Below are 19,473 nucleotides of genomic sequence, written 5' to 3'. Positions count from 1 at the left end.
AGAGGGCATACTGCATAAATCAAGTTCGCTAATCTGCTTCTAATGCATCGTCTTTTTCGTGAAATAGTCACCGATGAATTGGCATACAAATACCAGAATTAAGATCAAAATGGTGGCTACAATGGTGATATCATTTTGAAACCGGTTATACCCTTTGCTAATTGCCAGACTGCCCAAGCCGCCCGAGCCAATCGCACCCGCCATCGTCGTCAGCCCAATCAGGTTTATGACCGTCACAGAGGAAGCACGGACAATAGCGTTCAATCCTTCCTTCAAATAGACACGGAACACAATCTCAATTGGGCCTGATCCCATTGACTGAGCTGCTTCCACAATTCCCGGGTCTACCTCTACCAGCGCATTTTGGATTTGTCTCGCATAAAAAGGAACGATCCCAATGACTAACGGCACAATCGCTGCATGCATGCCGATCGATGTCCCCGCAATGAGGCGAGTAAGCGGAACGACAACGGCGATAAGAATAATGAACGGAATGGAGCGAAACAGATTAATGATTTTGTCCAAGATACTGTAAACGTGCCTGTTCTCCAAAATCCCGCCCTTATCGACCACAATCAGGGTCACGCCCAGCAAGAGTCCGAATAATACCGAAAATAGTGAGGTCACGACCACCATGTAAATCGTTTCATAGATGCTGATCAGAATCTCTTCTCTTAAATTCCAGATGTTCGGAAAGTTGTTCATTAAAAACTCACTCACACCGTTTCACCTACTTTCCCTGTTTGCAGAAGATGGTCATCGAGCAATTCAACGGTGACTTGAATCGATTGCAAATATCGGAGCGCCTCTTCTAAATTGCTTGCGGAGCCTGACATGACCACAATTAGATTGCCGATAGGCGTCTGCTGTAGAATTTCTACATTCGCATATAAGATGTTAGTCGTTACCCTGTAGCGAGCGGTTAGTGCCGAAATGATCGGCTCGCTCGTACTGTCGCCAATGTAGGATATCTTGCACAAAATATCATTGTCCTTCCGCTGCATTAATGACGGATGCTGGATAAGCTTCTCTAGTGTTTGTTCCATATGAGTTGCCGTATGGATAAAATCACGAGTTAACGCATTTTTCGGACGGCTGAAGATAGAGACAATATCGCCCTGTTCGATAATTTGTCCGTCTTCCATCACGGCAACCTTGTTGCAAATTTCTTTGACCACCTGCATTTCATGCGTAATGAGCACGATCGTTAACCCTAAGGTTTGGTTCATTTTTTTCAATAATTCCAATATGGATAGTGTGGTTTTAGGGTCTAAAGCACTCGTCGCTTCATCGCATAATAGGATTTCCGGATCATTTGCCAGCGCCCTAGCAATCGCTACCCGCTGCTTCTGCCCGCCTGACAATTGTGAGGGATATGCGTCCACTTTATCCGATAAGCCAACTAATTCAAGTAAATCCTTGACCTTCTGTGAACGTTCGCGCTTAGAAAGCTTAGAGCTTTTCAAGGGATAATCCACATTATCATAGATCGTTCTGGAGTTCATCAGGTTAAAGTGCTGGAAGATCATCCCGATCTTCTTCCTGGCTGTTCGCAGCTCCTTGGGGCTTAACGCCAGCAAGTCCTGACCGTTCACCTCTACACTCCCACTAGCAGGCCGCTGCAACAGGTTAATGACACGAACCAAAGTGCTTTTCCCTGCCCCACTGTATCCAACGATGCCGTAGACATCGCCAGCATCCACGTGCAGGCTGACATCCTGAACAGCAGCTACGGATTGAGTTCCCGTGTCAAACGTTACATGAATATTCGATAAAAAGATCATGATGTCCAACCCTTCCTGATCGTTCTATGTACTGTCGAATCAACGAAAAATTAAATTTCAGTAATTATACATCAGTTTACTCGGAATTACTACTATAAGTCTTTCTCCCACCCTAATCATGTTGCTACATATTATCGTTGAAAGAAAAAGACTTCAATTTGAAAACCGAGTAGCAAAAAGAATTCGAGAGCTGTGTATACAGCACAAATATCGCTATGGATACCGAACCGCGGACAGACCGAGCTTTTCTTTTATTGGATGAATTAGTTCCCGCACATACTATTCAAAAGTAGATAATATGTTTGTTTATTGAAGCCTATTCATAATGACCCACTATTTTATACATTATTCAATCTTCAATTTATTTAAATTATGATGTAAGGAATGATATTATGGCAAATGCATGGCAAGCGCGTCATGCGAACTGATCTTGACAACCTGATGCGGACGATTGTCGGCCGCACTTTTATGCGTTAGTTACACAGGGAGCGTGTTGGTCTTCCCAAGCTCGCCACAGCAATTTGTCATATCCAAAATGAAAGCGATATAAATATACATCAATACGATTTGCACTTATTCGAAAATAAAGGGGATGTATTGATGTCCAACGTTTCGTATGCGCTTTCAAAGAAATGGATTCGGTGCACGCTACTGCTGACACTCAGCTCAACGCTGTTTCTCACCCCACTTGTTTTCACAACGACCTCTGCCTCGGCTGCTGACGTTACTTCCATTTCAGGAAAAGCAGATATTGTGTACTTGCAGGACACCAGCTTGTCCGTTGGCGACAGCCGCATTCTGACCAGACAGCAAATTGAATTACAATGGGATGGAATCGATCCCGACTATACTTCAGACAAGGCAGTTGACGCTGTTCGTTCTACACTCCCCGAGAAGGAATACGAAGCGTTATTCCCAATGCGCCTTGGTTCGAAGGAATGGCATGCCTTCAACAAAGATAAGAAAGACTATAATCCCAATCAGACCGACTACTACTCCTATCAAAATCTCATCAATGCCGTCAGCCATGTCGCCAATGTAAAATATAAAGTCTCTTATCGGGAAGGCAACTATTCTGCTCAAGAAATTTATCGTTTAGAGAAAAAGGGAAAAACCGAAACGCTCCTTGTACGCTCCGAAGATTTCAATACACCAGAGAACAAGACCAAGCGCATCATCACGCAAATCGTTGATTACGGCGCCTTCCTGAATGAAGGGTTGGAGAAGGATCGCAAGCGTGATCTTGCGGCGCTGCTCGCCAATCTGTCTCATGAGACGGGCGGAGGCTGGGATACGGCACCGGGAGGCATGCTGCGCTGGGGTCTCTATTGGAATGAGAACATTGCAGGCAGAACGGGACAGAATAAATCGAATTTCGTAGACCCTGCCAGCAGCACGGAATATCCGGGTGTTCCAGGCAAGCGCTATTACGGACGGGGCCCGATCATGCTGAGCTGGAATTTCAATTACGGGTTAATGAGTGCCATTATTTACGGAGATAAAAATGTGCTGCTTCGAAATCCAGAGTGGATTGCGGCTGACGGCAAGCTTGGTTTTGCAACCGCCATCTTATTCTGGATGACGCCTCAAGCGCCGAAGCCTTCCGCGCATGATGTCATGATCGGAAGATGGAAACCGACCGCGGAAGACAAAGCGAATGGGTTAGCACCTGCCGGATTCAGCGTCAGCATCATGGTACTCAATGGACTCGAAGCCAATCTGGATGAATCAAATGGCGCCATCAAGCGCCGAATCGGCCACTACTTGGACATCACAAGCAAAATGGGCGTGGATGTTACAGGCGAGAAGCTCAACACACTTGGCATGCAGCCTTTTTGATCGTGCAGTTGCAAGCCAATAGTCAAGAACACGATTGAGAGGCATTGAGGTATTTCAAGTAAACTGGCATTTAGGTATCGATATATTCAGAAAAGCCTGCGTTTCCGCAGTGAGTCAGTCCAGTCATTCCCGTATATAGTGAAAGACGCCTCCAACACCACTTTAATCGTGGAAATGGAAGCGTCTTTTATGCATGTTCATACGATACAGGGGTCCACGATTCAACATTGACTTTTTGGACTGTCCTGTTCGCATTTCGTTTAGCTATTATGACAATTATTTTTTTCCCAGTGAGCTACTTCTTCTCTTACCCGGGGCGCCACTTCTGTGCCGAACAACTGTATCGCCTCCATAACCTCTTCGTGAGGCATGGTGCCGTGCGGCATATGCAGCATGAATCGTGTAACACCTACGTGCTTGCGGAGATCGATAATTTTTTGCGCTACCGTTTCCGGATCGCCAACATAGAGGGCACCTTCAGGGCTGCAGGCCGCGTCATAATCCGCTCTCGTGTACGGAGGTGCTCCTTTTTCCTTCGCTCTCACATTCGTTCTCGCAAACGTAGACGGGAAGAATGTTTCGATCGCTTGCTTCTGATCCTTCGCAACAAACCCATGAGAATGCGAAGCAATCGTCAGACGGCTTACATCATGTCCTGCTTCAGCAGCCGCGTTCTTGTACAGTTCAGCCTGAGATGCATAATCAAGCGGCTTCACTCCCCCAATGATAGCCAGAACGAATGGAAGTCCCATTTTCCCTGCTCTGATCGCGGATTCCGGACTTCCTGCACTTCCAATCCACACCGGCAATGGATCCTGCACAGGACGCGGAAATATGCCCAGATCATGAATGGCGGCACGGTGCTTCCCGCTCCAGTTCACCTTCTCCGACTTCTGAATGTGCAGCAGCAGATCCAGCTTCTCATCGAACAGCTCCTCATAATCGTTCAAATTACAGCCGAACAAAGGGAACGATTCCAGGAAGGAGCCTCGACCGACCATAATTTCCGCACGCCCGTTAGAGAGGCCATCTAATGTTGCAAAATCTTGAAAGACACGTACAGGATCGGCAGATGACAGGATCGTTACTGCGCTGGTCAGCCGAATTTTGGTCGTCATTGCAGCAGCCGCTGCTAATACAACTGCGGGGGAAGATGCTGCGAAATCAGGACGATGATGCTCACCGATCCCATACACATCCAGCCCTACCTGATCCGCGAGTACAATTTCCTCTACCACTTCGCGCAGCCGCTGTGCATGACTCATCGTGATGCCTGTGTTGACATCAGGCGTTGTCTCGACAAACGTGCTTATACCTAGTTCCACTATCCATTTCCTCTTTTCCATAGATGTTCATGTTCATAATTACGCACATAGTAGACGGTATATTAATTTATCACTTATTTTCATGAAGTCAAAGGTTGTAATTGGAAACCAATACCGCAGCACCGCCTTATTGTGGCTAGCACGCATTAAAAAAGATTTCAGTTGCCCGTTAACAATGTCCTTGTCCAGTTCTCTCTTTCACGCTACAATCGATGGAATATTTATCAGCCTATTATAAAAATAGAGAGGAGACACATTTATGAATGACAAAAGCAAGGAACTGTTGCAGCAAGCGTACAGACGTGCAGGCGAACTGTCCAAGCATCCGATCCTCTCCCAGTATTGGAATCAGCTATCACTCGTTGTAAAGGGCAGTGTCTCTCGCGGCAATTGCGATCAGTATTCGGATATTGATTTTGTATTCTTCTGTGATGATAACGTTCGTAAGGCGATTATAAACGGATATCGAGCAGCACAGTTGAGCACAAGGGAAGACGGTGTATTCCTGCCAATCGGAGACTGGGAGGGGCATTATCACTTTGAGACATTTGGCATGCTAAACGGCTATTTCGAAGAAAATAATTATCCGCAAGTCTGGGAGTTCCAACTGGCAATCCCGATTCATGACCCTGAATCACGCTTCAAGCATACTATTGCTCAGCAATCGGAGCACTTCTTAGCTCATCCGATTGAGGTTATCAAGCGTCTATACATCAGCTTGCAGCTTACGCTCGATTGGATGCGGCATCCTCTGAAGCGCGGCGATGCAATCGCCACTAACCTGCACTGCTCCCAGATTGTTAAGGAGCTCTGCCAATTATCCTATATTCTGGACGGCAAAAGCTATCCGCATGACAAGTGGTTGTCGACCTTTTTATCTACGACCCGATTAGGAAAATTGCTAGAAAAGCGGATCATATCCTATTTAAGCGTGATACCGGTTGGAGGAGCGATTATTCCTCATTTGGAGTTGAATGAATATCCATGTTATCAGCAAGCTTGGGAGTTCATTAACGAGTCAGTACATTTTATTCGTGAGCATTATGGGGATTATCCATGGATTGATGAATGGTATTTGTACGGTTAGCTTGTCCGTGATTGACGCACACAGTGAGTCGATACCTTGCTCGTTGGTACAATGGGTGTTTTCAGGAATCGACTCCAGCATTTTTTCCTTGACCTCTATCTCCAGAAGATAAAGTGCACCACCGCTTTTTCTGATATGCTAGTAAATAAACATCTAATTCTTGACTAACCCTAATCACCTCATCGTCCGTAAAATCATTTCTTTCATTTACAATGGAAATAAGCCGTTGCTTAAGCAGCTCGATTTTCTCTATCATATATACTTCATGGGGACAGTGGAGAAGACACAACTTCGATCACCTCTCATATGCGGCGTATTGTTATCGATCACTCACTAGCAGCAACATCTGCCGAAGCTCCATTTTTCCCAGCGTAATCGCGATCATATTCACCCTCTATTTCCCATTTTCCGATAGAGCCGCCTCGATTGCAACACACTGCAAACAACGCCCTACTGTTCATGGATAAGGATTAAATAACCAGAAAATCAGCGTTTGAAAATAGAAAGGTAAAATTTTCTGAAAGAAGTGTCTAACAGAACTGAAAAAGAGCACCGACAGCATAAGAAAGAAGCCCATGCTCTGCCAGTACTCTTATTATAACTTTCATCGGGACAATTTACTTTCTGTCCACCTGTAACAGTACCTTAGACTGGAGCGTGTACGTATCTTTAATGCGCTCCTCCGAAACCACACCAAGCTGAACCAAGCTCTTAATCTTCGTTGTATCCGGCTTGGACAATAAGCGCCAAACCTCCGGATCAGGCAAGGCCGCATACAGCTTGGTATCATCATAATGCCGATGCTGCTGTTGGATAAGCTTCACCTGATACTGACCCGCAATAAGCTCAGCTTCGCCTCGCTCTTCGCAATACTGAATAATACTGCTGCGCAGTTCCGCCAGTTCGTCCTCGATTTCTTTCTGCTGCTGCTTCAGCTTATAATATCTTTTAACCTTCTCGTCCATAAGATCACGCTCCCTCCTTGCACTGTATGCGAGGAAGAGAGGTTCTAAGACAGCGGCGAAGCGTCATTCTTTTCATTTTACAGATGCTTGAATTCAATCTAAACCGATTGCCTGCATTCTGTTGACCCCATAAACGATCTCTTCTTCGGACAATCGAGGAAAATAAAAATAAGCGCCATACCTAATTCCGTTTCTATCAGCTTGTTCTTCGATGCAGGTCTCCGACCACATAATCCCCGCCGCCAAGCAATTCGAGCGAAACTGTACGTATTGATCAGCAGTACCGTTCCACCATCCGAATATACTTAGCCCGGCATCCCCTTCAACCCATTGAAACCATGACGATAGCTTGGCAGTCAGCAGCTCCCGCAGCAGTTTGAACTTTCTTCCGTAAATTCGTTTCATGCGCCGCAAATGGCGTTCATATTGACCGTTATTCATCCAGGATGCCAATGTACGCTGCTCCAGCAAGTTGCTTGGACTCGGCTCAAATGCAGCTTTAGCACTGGCAAACACTTCGACTAACGATGACGGCAGCACTGCATATCCGATTCGGATATGAGGGAGCAATGTATTGCTGAAGCTTCCGATATAAATCACTCTTCCTTCACTGTCCAGCACCTTGAGCGGTTCGAGTGATTTGCCGCGGTGGCGAAATACACTGTCATAATCGTCTTCCAAAATAAGTGCATTGTTCTCCGAAGCCCATGCCAGAAGCTGCTGGCGGCGCTCCATGTTCAGCACGGCGCCTGTAGGGAACTGGCGATTAGGCGTGACAAAAAGCAGCTTCGCCTTCCATTTGTCTGGAATAATCCCTTGTCCGTCAATCGGAGCATGAATGCATCTTCCACCCTGTGCCCGGAAAACGTCAATGACTCCCCTATACCCCGGACTCTCCACCACTACATGATCTCCGGGATTGATGAACAAGTGGGCTGCTAAGGCAAGCGCCTGCTTGGATCCATTGAAAATCACAATCTGGCTCGCCTTGGCAGCAATGCCTCGGGCGCGTCTCAAATACTGTGCAATGCTGTCTCTAAGCGCTTCGTCACCCAAGGTCGAACCCATCCGGCTTCGTCGTTCGCCATTGGTCAAAAGTCGAGCCTGCGCATACAAGCACCGATTCCACTCTTTGTCCGGGAACGCCTGTATGCCTGGTCCAAATTCCTGAAAATTTACCGCCCTCTGTCCGCCCCCTATTTGAACCTTTATCTTCTCACTTGGCTCAGTTTGCTGTTCCTGCAGTTCCTTCAAACGGACACCCCAGTCGGACAACAAATGCAGCTCTTGACGCGGAAATTCAATGCCTTTCTGCTTAGGCGACTGAAACGAAACGAACGTGCCGCGCCCTACCCCGCTTGTAATATATCCTTCGGAGGCCAGCATGGCGTACACTTCGCTGACTGTTCCTCGTGAAAGGCCGTATAAAGCAGCCAACTCCCGACTCGATGGCAATTTCGTTTCCATAACAAGCACTTGCGACGTAATACAGTCACGTATAGCCTGATAAAGTGCCAAGCGCTTGGATGAGCATTGGGCAAGATAAGAATAGTAAGGAATATGGAACTGCATGCGGTTGTCCTCCGTCACCAATGGTCTAGTAAAATTAATCTAAATTGGATCTTTTTAATTGTCAATCTGTGCGGTAAGCTGAATGCAATAAAAGAGATTGCAACCGGATATTTGGAAAGGAGTTTCGCAGATGCGAAGAAAAGAATTCGAAATGATGGATCATGCAGAAACCGAGGCGTTTTTGCAGGAGATGAGCTTTGGCGTTCTAGGAACCATAAATGGAGACGGCTGGCCAGAACTGACTCCTCTTAACTTCGTTTATCACAATGGTCATATTTATTTCCACGGCAGCGTAGCCGGACGAAAAATGAAAAACCTGAAGGCCGATCAACGGGTTACCTTTTCCGTAGCTAAGGAGTATGCCATTATTCCATCCTATTTCACGGAAGAAAAGCTGGCTTGCCCTGCAACTGCCTTTTTCAAGTCTGTGATTATAAAAGGTTTCGCAGAAATCGTTCCGGATCTAACAGAAAAGGCAGAGGCGCTGACTGCATTTATGCAAAAGCTTCAACCGGAAGGAGGCTATGCCCCAATTGATCCGGAGGATCCGGACTATACGGGTCAAATCAAAAGCACCTCCGTTGTCCGCATCAACGTTCAGGAGATGTCAGCTAAGTATAAGTTCGGGCAAAATGCGAAACAGCCTGCCTATGAAAAAATCTCTGATGGTCTGATTGAACGGAATCAAGGCTTGGACAAGGAAACCGTAGCCATGATGGAGGCCCTGTGCCCGCATCACCGAAAGAATGGCGACGATCTTGCTTAAGTTAGGACAAATAGCGGAAATTATATGATGTAGTCAGACACAAAAAAATAAAGCCTATGTTGGTTTTTAAGTAAAATGGAAGTTGCCTCGACACCATTTGTACAGAATAAACCAACATGGGCTATTTACAGCTTTTCATTATTGAGAGTGTGGTAGCTGAATACCTTTATCTGCATCTACAAGTACAGGTAATTATAATAACGTCAATGTTGAGGAATGTTTCCAAGAACTCTTTCTTTAAGCGTAGTAAGCAAACGCATTAGAATAATACTCTTGACGCTTCCTTTGTAAAAGGAATTAACTCATCCACTCTTCCCTCGCGTATTTTTACAGCCCATTCAGGATCGACGAGCAAAGCCCGGCCTACCGCTACTAAATCAAACTCATCCAGTTCAAGTCTCTCAATCAACCCGTCAATGTTTACATTTTGGGCCCCTTTACCCTCCGCAAAGAAACTTAAAAATTCACTGTCTAGTCCCACAGAGCCTACAGTTATTACGGGTTTCCCTGTAATCTTCTTCGTCCATCCAGCCAAATTAAGAGAAGAGCCTTCGAATTCAGGTTCCCAAAAACGACGAGTCGAGCAATGAAATACATCTACCCCGGCATCTACCAGCGGTGATAAAAATTGAGCCAACTCATCGGGCGTATAGGCCAACTTAGCCGTATAAGGTCTGCTTTTCCATTGAGAGAAACGGAATATGATCGGGAAGTCTGAGCCAACAGCATCTCTGCAAGCTTTCACAATCTCAACTGCAAAACGCGTCCGTTCCGCAATCCCGCCTCCATACTCATCTTGTCGACGGTTCGTTTGTTCCCAGAAAAATTGGTCGATAAGATAGCCATGGGCCCCATGGAGCTCAATACCGTCAAAACCAAGTCTTTGCGCATCTGCGGCACCCTGAGCAAATGCATCTACCACCATGTCGATTTCTTTCTTCGTCATCGGTTCGTTCACCTTCAAGCCATCAGCTGTTATGCCCGATGGCCCAATAGGCAATGCCTCTGGATTCGGAGCTTGCCCGACTGCACGCTGGGTTCCGACATGCCATAGCTGTGGGATAATTTTTCCCCCTGCCTTATGTACCGACTGAACGATCCTAGACCATCCATCCAGCGCCTCTTCTCCATAAAATCTCGGTATGTTCGGGTGAGACGCTGCAGCGGGATGATTAATGACTGTCCCTTCCGTTATAATAAGCCCAACACCATTCTCTGCACGACGTCTGTAGTATGCTTCCACATTCTCCCCCGGAACACCCTCTGGAGAGAACATGCGCGTCATAGGCGCCATTACAATGCGATTGCTCAGCGTTAGTGAGCCAATCGAGAAAGGCTTAAACAATGCTTCAACCGACGGGGCTTGTTCCATGTTATTCCTCCTGATTTCAATTTGAAGTATACTGCCTCTTTAACATTATACAATAATTTACATTCAAGTGTAGCCATGACGAAGACATTGTGTCCGCATCATCGGATACAAGATACGTCCGTATAAGCGTAAATCCTTCACGCCTCAATCCTTATGAAAACTTTCTTAATCGTCCTAACAAACGAAAGCACCTCCGACCCAATTAGAATCAGAGGTGCTTCCTATTTTATATGTTATACTTGCTCGACGACGACAGCGACGCCATGGCCGCCGCCGACACACAAGGCGGCGAGCCCGGTAGCTGCCTGCCTGCGCTTCATGGCATGCAGCAGCGTAACGAGGATGCGCGCTCCGCTAGCGCCAATTGGATGCCCAAGCGCAATGGCGCCGCCATTTACATTGACGATCGCTGGATCGATCCCGAGCTCACCGATGACGGCAATTGCTTGGGCGGCAAAAGCCTCATTTATTTCCGCCAGGTCAATATCCGCAAGCGACATCCCGGCCTTCTTAACCGCCACTTGTGAAGCCGATACGGGGCCCATGCCCATAATGGCTGGATCCACGCCGGTGCAGGCATAGCCGCGGATACGGGCCAGCACGGGCAGACCAAGCTGCTTCGCCATACGCCCGGAGCAGACAACTAACGCTGCCGCCCCATCGTTAATGCCAGAGGCATTTCCAGCTGTAACCGTGCCGTCCGGCTGGAAGGCAGGCTTAAGCCTGCCTAGGGCAGCAGCCGTCACATCAGGACGGAAATGCTCATCGGTTTCAATCGTCGCCAGCCCCTTCTTGGTCCGAATCTCCACCGACACGATTTCAGCAGAGAACTCACTGCGCTCCCATGCCTCTCGAGCTCGCTGTTGACTTGTCAGGGCAAAGGCGTCCTGCTCTTCTCGCGCAATTCCGTATTTCGCCGCAATATTTTCCGCAGTTTTTCCCATATGAATGTCGCATATCGAGCAGGTAAGTCCGTCTTTGAGGATGCTGTCTTCAACCACGCCATTTCCAAGCCGGTATCCCGTTCTTCCTTGCGACAACACATACGGCGCTAGCGACATATTTTCCATGCCGCCCGCAACAATGAGATCTGCATCGTCAGACTTGATGGCCTGCGCAGCCATTATGACCGCCTTCAAACCTGAACCGCATATTTTATTAATCGTAACGGCCGGCACCTCGCAGGGAAGCCCTGCCTTCATTGCGGCCAGACGTGCTGGCCCTTGGCCGCTGCCCGCCTGCAGCACATTGCCCATTATCACTTCGTGCACCGCTCCCGGCTGCACCCCGGCTCGCCCCAGTGCTTCTGCGATAACCCGCGCTCCCAGATCAACAGCCGGCACTTCGCTCAATCCGCCCATGAACGCGCCGATCGGCGTTCGCACAGCGCTTGCAATTACAACGTCCGACAGACCGTCACCCCCTTATCGCTATGCAAAGAATAATCGTGAATCATCATTGATTTTTTTGTATAACACTGCTCATCAAACTTCCCGTACGACCGTCATAGATAAGCATGCGATGCCATCCGATTCACTCATACCGGCTTGCAGGGGCCAAGTATATGCCGCAGCGCTTCGATGAACACTTGATTTTCCTGCTCTGTTCCTATGGATACACGAATCGTATCCGGATAGCCGAGCAAGCTGCCCGCGCGCACCACTACGCCACGCTCGAGCAAAGAGCGGAATACGTCGTCGCCGGAGCAATTCAGCTTCACCATCAGAAAATTAGCATGCGATGGATAACAGGACAGCCCCAACTGCTTCAATCCCGCAACCAGCTTTGTTCTCTCCGCCTCATTCCGCCGGGCGCAGTCTGCGGCGAACGCCGCATCGTCCAGCGAGGCGAGAGCCGCAGCTTGCGCCATCCGATTCGAGTTGAACGGCTCCTTTACCTTGAGCAGCTCCTGCACGATGCTCGGATGCATCATACCGTAGCCTGCGCGCAGCGCAGCCAAGCCGTAAATCTTGGAGAACGTGCGCAGAATGACCAAATTCGGATAGCTGGCAAGCATAGGCACGGTCTGCAAGTAGTCGGGGTCTGACACGTATTCATAATAGGCCTCGTCGATGACCAGCAAAATATGGCGCGGTACCTGCTCGATGAAGGCAAGCAGGTCGCTGCGTCCTACAATCGTCCCGGTCGGATTGTTCGGGTTGCATACAAAGATCATCTTCGTCCTGCTGCTGATCGCCTTCAGCATCCCGTCCAGATCATGAACGCCCTCAATGAGCGGCACCATAACAGGTACGCCGCCCTCGATACGAACGTTCGTCTCGTAACGTGAGAACGTCACATCGGCCATAATCGCCTCGTCCCCAGCGGCGATATAACTCCGCGTCAATAATCGGATGATTTCATCCGAACCATTGCCGACAATAAAATATTCTGGCTCCACGCCAAGATGGGCTGACAGCTTCACAGCCAATTCGGGAGCGGTGCCTTCCGGATACAGGGCACACTTCTCCATTTCACGTACGACAGCTTGGGCGGCCAGTTCCGAACAGCCGTACGGATTCTCGTTAGACGCAAGCTTGATGATATCCGTAAGGCCGAACTCCCTTTTTACCTCTTCAATTGGTTTTCCCGGTACGTACACGCCCAACGGTTCGATTTCTTTTCTCGTTGGGATCTTGACAGACACTTGCATACACGACCCTCCTAAGCCCTTTACTCCGATGCCCGAGGCGCTGCGTTCTCCGCGTTCAACACAGGACTTACCCGGAATGGCGCCTCGGTTTTGTGCCGAATCTCTTCTACGTCAACTCCCTGCTGTGTCTCGATCAAGACCATGCCTTCTTCGGTAAAATCAAACACGGCCAAATCGGTAATTAACCGGTTGACGACTCGTTTGCCCGTCAGCGGCAAGCTGCACTCGCGTTTGATTTTAGATTCGCCATGCTTATTCACATGCTCCATAATGACAACGATGCGCCGGGCGCCGTTCACCAAATCCATGGCGCCTCCCATGCCTTTAATCATTTTGCCGGGAATCATCCAATTCGCTAAATCGCCCTGCTCCGAAACTTCCATTCCACCCAGAATGGCGAGGTCGATATGACCGCCGCGGATCATGGCGAACGATTCGGCACTGTCGAAGTAGGATGCCCCCTCCACTGCGCTTACCGTCTCCTTGCCTGCGTTAATCAGATCCGGATCCTCGCTCCCTTCAAATGGGTACGGCCCGATGCCGAGCAGGCCGTTCTCCGAATGGAGCATCACATCGAACTCTGGCGGAATGATGCCTGCAATGAGGGTCGGCATGCCGATGCCGAGATTGACTGTCATCCCGTCCGCAATCTCTAACACGGCTCGCCGGACGATGGTCTTACGCGCGTCACTCATGCGTATCCCTCCGTTCTTTGCTGCGCCGCCGACTGGACAACGCGCCGTTCCACCCGCTTTTCGTATCCAGTTCCGTGGAGTATTCGCTGTACATAAATACCGGGCGTATGAATATGATTCGGATCCAATTGTCCCGGCTCTACCAGTTCCTCCACCTCGGCAATCGTAATTTTGCCCGCTGCCGCTGCCAGCGGATTGAAATTTCTTGCTGTCTTCCTGTATACAAGGTTGCCGAGCGTATCACCCTTCCACGCCTTCACGAACGCAACATCGCCGACAATCGCTTCTTCCATCATGTATGTGCGGCCATGGAACTGTTTATGTTCCTTGCCTTCTGCTATCGGCGTACCGACGCCGGTCGCCGTATAGAAGGCTGGGATGCCAGCTCCGCCTGCACGAATACGCTCAGCTAGCGTGCCCTGCGGAACGAGCTCCACCTCCAGCTCACCATTCAAAAGCTGACGTTCGAATATTTTATTCTCCCCGACATATGAGGCTATCATCTTCTTGATTTGGCGGTTCGCAAGCAGGAGACCGAGTCCCCAGTCGTCCACGCCGCAATTATTGCTGACGACGGTCAAATTTTTCACACCGCTGTCTCTCAGCGCCGCAATAGCCAGCTCGGGGATCCCACATAGGCCGAATCCACCCACGATCAAGGTAGCACCGTCCTGAATTCCCTCTATCGCCTCAGCGGCGGAATGCACGACTTTCCTATCCTTCATGCCATGCGCTCCTTTCATCAGCGTTTCTTGCACTACATACACGCGCTTACACGGTTCGCGACGCTTCTGGCGAACCCACGCACCAGCTATACATGTATTGAGTATCCTCGTAGGATAGTGCTTGCTTGACAACGCGTAACGGACGGAACGTGTCGATCATGACCGCAAGCTCTGTCGTTTCCTTTTTGCCGATGCTGTCTTCGATCTTGCCGGGATGCGGGCCATGCGGGATGCCTGACGGATGCAAGGTAATCGAACCTTCCTTCACTCCCTTGCGGCTCATGAAGTTGCCTCTGACATAATAGAGCACCTCGTCGCTGTCTACATTGCTGTGGAAATATGGGGCAGGAATTCCCTCGGGATGATAATCGTATAATCGGGGCACGAAGGAGCAGATGACAAAGTTATTCCCCTCAAAGGTCTGGTGAATCGGCGGCGGCATATGAATACGGCCCGTAATCGGCTCGAAATCGGCAATATTGAAAATCCACGGATACAAATAACCATCCCATCCTACAACATCAAAAGGATGATGGTTGAATATATGCAGATGGATATATCCCCTAGACTTCGTTCTTACTTCGAATTCACCAAGCTCAGCATAAGTCTCCAGCTTATCTGGACCACGGAAATCCCGTTCACAGAACGGACTATGCTCCAAAAGCTGGCCATGCGGGTTGCGATAACGCTTCGGCGTCGTTATCCAATTGTTCGTCTCCACGACCAGGAGCTTCGTACGCCCACGCCCCGGCTCCGGCATGACGCGGTAGATCGTGCCGATCGGTATGTTAATATAATCCCCTGGCCGGTAATGGAGAGTGCCATACATCGTCTCTACAGAGCCCTCCCCTTCATGCACGAACAACAGCTCGTCCCCATCTCCGTTCCGGTAGAAATAATCCATCGGCCGATCAACGTTCGCAGTCGCGATAAGCAGATCCTCATTGCCTAGCATATAGCGTCTGCCAGCGACGGCGTCGTCCGTTTCCATGCAATCGCCGGTCAATAGATGACGGTGGCGAAGCGCTCCCGGCTCTTCGAACTCAATATCGAAGGCGGCATATACTTCCGCCTTGCTGACAGCCGTCGGCGGATAATGGTGATACAAGATAGACTGAATGCCGGAGAACCCTTTAGTACCCATCACTTGCTCACGGTACAGGGTGCCGTCCGGCTTGCGGAACATCGTATGCCTTTTGTCAGGAATGTCTCCCATGCGGCGATAATAGGCCATGACACGAATCCTCCTCTTCCCAATTCAATACCTGCAAAGCGGCTCCTTCGGCCATTTCAACCGATGGTGTTGCGCAGTAGGCCAAGCCCTGTAACCTCCAATTCAACGATATCGCCGGGCTCCAGCCAGCGATGCACCTCCGGCCCCAGTTCGAGAAGGCAGCCGGTTCCGACCGTGCCCGATCCGATAATATCGCCAGGATACAGTGTGGCGTCCGCTGAAGCCCGCGCGATCATATCCCCGAACGTATAGTGGAGGTCACGCATATTGCCGCGCGACAACTCGGCGCCATTGACGCGAGCCGTCATTGCCAAGTCATGGCGCGCGCCTACGCGATACCGCTCCAGTTCGTCCTTAGTAATCAGACATGGGCCGAGCGAGGTGGCAAAATCCTTGCCCTTGGCCGGGCCAAGGCCGACCTTCACTTCTTCCCGCTGAATATCACGCGCGCTCCAATCGTTCATAATGCAATAGCCGAATATATAGGAATCAGCTTCTTCGGCAGTAATATCGCGTCCTTCCTTGCCGATGACGCAGGCCACCTCCAACTCGTAATCCAGAGCGGAGGTGGCGGAAGGTCTGCGGATAAGCGCGTCCGGGCCGACTATGGCCTGATGGTTGCTGAAATAGAACACCGGGAACTGGTACCATTCCGGAATGATATCGAGCCCCCTTCTCCGCCTAGCCCCGATCACATGCGCTTCGAAGGCATAGAAATCACGGAGGCTCGGCGGCTTCGGAAGCGGAGCGAGCAGAGCGACAGCGGATGCCGGATAGACGCCCTTATGTGCGAGCATCGTTTCCGCATTAGAGCCAAGGCATCTGTCGATTCTCCCTGCCTCCTCCATATAGTCCTCATGTCGGCGTACCAATTCCAGCAATTCGCTCGGCAGGTGCCCGTCACTGACCTCATGCATGTCGACGATGCAGCCTTCCCGCAGCCAACCGGAACGCGGCGCGCCCGTTCCGGTGTCAAATGTCACGAACTTCATAGAACCTCCCGCTTTCCGTACGCCGTTATTTTTTTCGCTCCAGCATGAAGGTGTCAGCAGCGGCACGGGTGTAAACTTGGCCGGCCATGCGTCCGATCGGGAGCAGCTTCTCCATGTTGATTTTGCCGTCTGCATACAACTCGTCGTTTATATGCATCAGCACAACCTTGCCGATAACAAGGCTGCCAGCGCCCGGCTGATCGCCGAAATGGAGAATATCATGAACCACGCACTCCAAATGAATGCCGCTTTCCTTCACCCGGTAAGGGCGAATGACTTCGCTCGGGATTGGAGTCAAGCCCGCAGCCTGGAACTCATCCACCTCGGGATCGAATTCGACGGCCGTTTCATTCATCGGTTCGACGATCTGTTCTCCAACAATATTGACCACGAATTCGCCGGTCGCTTCAATATTGACAAGGGTGTCCTTCTTGCACCCGTCCGTCCCTCGGCGCATTGGGGCAAAGCAGATCAAGAGCGGCTCCGCGCATATTGCCGTGAAAAAGCTGAACGGCGCCAGATTCGCCGTTCCGTTCAGATCGATCGTGGACACAAAAGCAATTGGACGCGGCAGGATGGAGCCTATCATCAGTTTGTAAGCGTCTCTCCAGTGCAGCTCATGCGGTGTAATATCCATGCGGCTTCTACTCCTTCCTGCGGCGCTGGACTACAAGTTGCCGCGGCGTTCTTGCTCCCGTTCAATCGATTCGAACAAGGCCTTGAAATTGCCTTCGCCGAAGCCAATAGCTCCTTTTCGTTGAATGATTTCGAAAAACAACGTCGGTCTATCCACAAGCGGCTTCGTGAAGATTTGCAGCAAATATCCCTCATCATCGCGATCGACCAAAATTTTTAATTCCTGAAGCTTGGCAATATCTTCATCAATGCTTCCAACCCGATCCGTCAGCATTTCGTAATAGGAATCCGGCGTACTTAGGAACTCGACACCGTTTTCGCGAAGCGCCGTCACGGTTGCAACAATATCGTTTGTGAGCAGAGCTAAATGCTGCACGCCCGGTCCTTTATAATATTCCAGATACTCCTGAATCTGCGATTTGCGCTTGGCAGTCGCCGGCTCGTTGATCGGGAATTTAATTCTGCCGCCATTATGCATCACTTTGGACATCAAGGCCGAATATTCCGTACTAATATCCTTGTCGTCGAAATGAATCATTTGCTTGAAGCCCATCACGTTTTCATAGTAAGCTACCCATTCTTCCATCTGTTCCACGTTGCCGACGACATGATCGATGCCGATCAGTCCGGCAGATTGATGCGGAAGAGTGTCTTCGATAGATTTGTAGCCCGGCAGGAACAATCCTTCGTAATTATCCCGCTCGATCAGCGTATGAATCGTATCGCCATATGTGCCGATAATCGCCTTTTTGACCTTACCGTGCTCATCCGAATATTCGGCCGGCTCCATAATGGCGATTCCGCCGCGTGAGACCGCATCCTTGTAAGCCTTTTCAACATTACTAACCCGCAATGCAACATCCTTGACCCCGTCCCCGTGCAATTTGACGAACTCGGCAATCGGATGGTCATCAGAGAGAGCGCCGGAGAGAACGAACCGAATTTTATTTTGTTCAAGAACATACGATACTTGCTCCCGGTTGCCGGTTTCCAGCCCAGAGTAGGCAATAGGGCGGAATCCGTACCCTTTGACGAAATAGTGCATCGCTTGCTTCGCGTTCCCTGTATAAATTTCAATGTAGTCGATTTCTTGGATCGGGAAAATCTCTTTCTCCGTTATTTCGAAAATCGCTTGTCTTTTCATTCCAACATCCTCCTACACTCGCATTGATTGCTTCCACTGAGAGTATAAGACGGATGCCAATATCTAGCAAAAACGTACTAAACCGCGCTTATGCTCCAACGCACGGTGGATGAACCGCGGCTGCACTGGCACGCACAACTTCAGCATGAAAGAACTGCATAAACGCACTATCGTAGTGAAGCAGCAGCGAGTGAAGCAATCTGAATTGAATTTGTGAATTTTTTTCGAACAAACAGAAGGAAATAGAAGGCCCCTTGTCAAAAAGTAATATGGAAGGCGCATTCATGGTATTCATTTCGGAATGGAGTTGATAGGACGATATGTGTGCCAAGCGTTCCGGCGACCCGGCAATTGAGCAATTGCTGGAGGCCATCATCAAGCTGCAAAGCATCGAGGAATGTTATGATTTTTTCGAAGATTTGACGACACCTAAGGAATTGCAGGCACTGTCCCAACGGCTGGAAGTTGCCAAAATGCTGTTAAACGGCAGCACGTACATGGAAATCGAAGCGGAAACCGGCGCAAGCACGGCCATTATTTCGCGCGTCAAGCGAACCCTGCACTTTGGCAACGGAAGCTATCGACTCATGCTTGGCAGATTGGATCAGCAGTAGCAGCAATAACGGAAATCAAATGTGCATCACTCCATTTTCTGCATAACACAAACAGAGGCCAATGATTAGA

At 49.5% G+C, this 19,473-nt stretch carries 19 protein-coding genes; 4 read left to right on the top strand and 15 right to left on the bottom strand.

All coding sequences use genetic code 11. The features are described from left to right. Positions 1 to 39: 39 nt before the first annotated feature. On the bottom strand, positions 40 to 720 hold the full coding sequence (locus ACQ5BJ_RS08345) for a methionine ABC transporter permease (RefSeq protein ID WP_005547756.1): 681 nt from the start codon (positions 718 to 720) through the stop codon (positions 40 to 42). Next, entirely contained in the window at positions 717 to 1,784 is a 1,068-nt protein-coding gene (locus tag ACQ5BJ_RS08340; protein WP_430110149.1) for a methionine ABC transporter ATP-binding protein, read from the bottom strand. Before ACQ5BJ_RS08340 ends, ACQ5BJ_RS08345 begins: the two co-directional genes overlap by 4 nt. A gap of 600 nt (positions 1,785 to 2,384) precedes the next feature. Between ACQ5BJ_RS08340 and ACQ5BJ_RS08335 the strand changes: the two genes are divergently transcribed. Continuing rightward, positions 2,385 to 3,623, top strand: a complete 1,239-nt coding sequence (locus ACQ5BJ_RS08335) for a chitinase (RefSeq protein ID WP_430110152.1) — start codon at positions 2,385 to 2,387, stop codon at positions 3,621 to 3,623. 260 nt (positions 3,624 to 3,883) lie between these two features. Here the strand turns inward: ACQ5BJ_RS08335 and ACQ5BJ_RS08330 are convergent, their stop codons facing one another. Further along, positions 3,884 to 4,948, bottom strand: coding sequence for an LLM class flavin-dependent oxidoreductase (locus ACQ5BJ_RS08330; protein WP_430110154.1), 1,065 nt, complete (start codon positions 4,946 to 4,948; stop codon positions 3,884 to 3,886). Positions 4,949 to 5,207: 259 nt separating this feature from the next. On the opposite strand from ACQ5BJ_RS08330, the gene ACQ5BJ_RS08325 reads away from it, so the two are divergent. Beyond that, on the top strand, positions 5,208 to 6,035 hold the full coding sequence (locus ACQ5BJ_RS08325; RefSeq protein ID WP_430110156.1) for a nucleotidyltransferase domain-containing protein: 828 nt from the start codon (positions 5,208 to 5,210) through the stop codon (positions 6,033 to 6,035). A 61-nt stretch (positions 6,036 to 6,096) separates the two neighbouring features. Here the strand turns inward: ACQ5BJ_RS08325 and ACQ5BJ_RS08320 are convergent, their stop codons facing one another. The 3 genes from ACQ5BJ_RS08320 to ACQ5BJ_RS08310 form a co-directional block, all read right to left on the bottom strand. After that, on the bottom strand, positions 6,097 to 6,291 hold the full coding sequence (locus ACQ5BJ_RS08320) for an aspartyl-phosphate phosphatase Spo0E family protein (RefSeq protein WP_163976000.1): 195 nt from the start codon (positions 6,289 to 6,291) through the stop codon (positions 6,097 to 6,099). A gap of 361 nt (positions 6,292 to 6,652) precedes the next feature. Further along, on the bottom strand, positions 6,653 to 7,000 hold the full coding sequence (locus ACQ5BJ_RS08315) for a hypothetical protein (protein WP_430110159.1): 348 nt from the start codon (positions 6,998 to 7,000) through the stop codon (positions 6,653 to 6,655). A 93-nt stretch (positions 7,001 to 7,093) separates the two neighbouring features. Continuing rightward, positions 7,094 to 8,572, bottom strand: coding sequence for a PLP-dependent aminotransferase family protein (locus ACQ5BJ_RS08310; RefSeq protein WP_430110162.1), 1,479 nt, complete (start codon positions 8,570 to 8,572; stop codon positions 7,094 to 7,096). A 130-nt stretch (positions 8,573 to 8,702) separates the two neighbouring features. On the opposite strand from ACQ5BJ_RS08310, the gene ACQ5BJ_RS08305 reads away from it, so the two are divergent. Further along, positions 8,703 to 9,338 carry a pyridoxamine 5'-phosphate oxidase family protein gene (locus tag ACQ5BJ_RS08305; protein WP_005547738.1) on the top strand — a complete coding sequence of 212 codons (636 nt, stop codon included), beginning with the start codon at positions 8,703 to 8,705 and terminating at the stop codon, positions 9,336 to 9,338. A gap of 259 nt (positions 9,339 to 9,597) precedes the next feature. Here ACQ5BJ_RS08305 and ACQ5BJ_RS08300 read toward each other — a convergent pair whose 3' ends face one another. From ACQ5BJ_RS08300 to hppD, 9 genes are all read right to left on the bottom strand, one after another. Continuing rightward, complete coding sequence (locus ACQ5BJ_RS08300) at positions 9,598 to 10,710, bottom strand: NADH:flavin oxidoreductase (RefSeq protein ID WP_289354921.1); 1,113 nt, start codon at positions 10,708 to 10,710, stop codon at positions 9,598 to 9,600. A 233-nt stretch (positions 10,711 to 10,943) separates the two neighbouring features. Continuing rightward, complete coding sequence (locus tag ACQ5BJ_RS08295; RefSeq protein ID WP_289355169.1) at positions 10,944 to 12,122, bottom strand: acetyl-CoA C-acetyltransferase; 1,179 nt, start codon at positions 12,120 to 12,122, stop codon at positions 10,944 to 10,946. A gap of 125 nt (positions 12,123 to 12,247) precedes the next feature. Next, positions 12,248 to 13,363: a histidinol-phosphate transaminase gene (gene hisC, locus ACQ5BJ_RS08290; protein WP_005547732.1), complete on the bottom strand. Its 1,116-nt coding sequence runs from the start codon at positions 13,361 to 13,363 to the stop codon at positions 12,248 to 12,250. Between the two features lie 20 nt (positions 13,364 to 13,383). Further along, the gene (locus ACQ5BJ_RS08285) at positions 13,384 to 14,058 is read right to left on the bottom strand and encodes a 3-oxoacid CoA-transferase subunit B (protein ID WP_005547730.1); all 675 of its coding nucleotides are present in this window, start codon (positions 14,056 to 14,058) and stop codon (positions 13,384 to 13,386) included. Beyond that, on the bottom strand, positions 14,055 to 14,783 hold the full coding sequence (locus tag ACQ5BJ_RS08280; RefSeq protein WP_005547729.1) for a CoA transferase subunit A: 729 nt from the start codon (positions 14,781 to 14,783) through the stop codon (positions 14,055 to 14,057). The genes ACQ5BJ_RS08285 and ACQ5BJ_RS08280 overlap by 4 nt, the downstream gene beginning before the upstream one ends. A 46-nt stretch (positions 14,784 to 14,829) precedes the next feature. Further along, positions 14,830 to 16,017: a homogentisate 1,2-dioxygenase gene (locus tag ACQ5BJ_RS08275; protein ID WP_005547727.1), complete on the bottom strand. Its 1,188-nt coding sequence runs from the start codon at positions 16,015 to 16,017 to the stop codon at positions 14,830 to 14,832. A 56-nt stretch (positions 16,018 to 16,073) separates the two neighbouring features. Beyond that, positions 16,074 to 17,009 carry a fumarylacetoacetate hydrolase family protein gene (locus ACQ5BJ_RS08270; RefSeq protein WP_005547725.1) on the bottom strand — a complete coding sequence of 312 codons (936 nt, stop codon included), beginning with the start codon at positions 17,007 to 17,009 and terminating at the stop codon, positions 16,074 to 16,076. 25 nt (positions 17,010 to 17,034) lie between these two features. Then, positions 17,035 to 17,646: a flavin reductase family protein gene (locus ACQ5BJ_RS08265; RefSeq protein WP_005547723.1), complete on the bottom strand. Its 612-nt coding sequence runs from the start codon at positions 17,644 to 17,646 to the stop codon at positions 17,035 to 17,037. Positions 17,647 to 17,676: 30 nt separating this feature from the next. Then, entirely contained in the window at positions 17,677 to 18,789 is a 1,113-nt protein-coding gene (hppD, locus tag ACQ5BJ_RS08260) for a 4-hydroxyphenylpyruvate dioxygenase (RefSeq protein ID WP_005547721.1), read from the bottom strand. A gap of 320 nt (positions 18,790 to 19,109) precedes the next feature. Between hppD and ACQ5BJ_RS08255 the strand changes: the two genes are divergently transcribed. Beyond that, on the top strand, positions 19,110 to 19,403 hold the full coding sequence (locus tag ACQ5BJ_RS08255; protein WP_005547719.1) for a YerC/YecD family TrpR-related protein: 294 nt from the start codon (positions 19,110 to 19,112) through the stop codon (positions 19,401 to 19,403). Positions 19,404 to 19,473: the final 70 nt, after the last annotated feature.

Origin of the sequence: Paenibacillus sp. B1-35, assembly GCF_050474385.1 — a bacterium.
GTDB lineage: Bacteria > Bacillota > Bacilli > Paenibacillales > Paenibacillaceae > Paenibacillus_B > Paenibacillus_B alvei.
The sequence above is the reverse complement of the archived record's forward strand: the minus strand, read 5'-3'. Positions and strand labels throughout refer to the sequence as shown.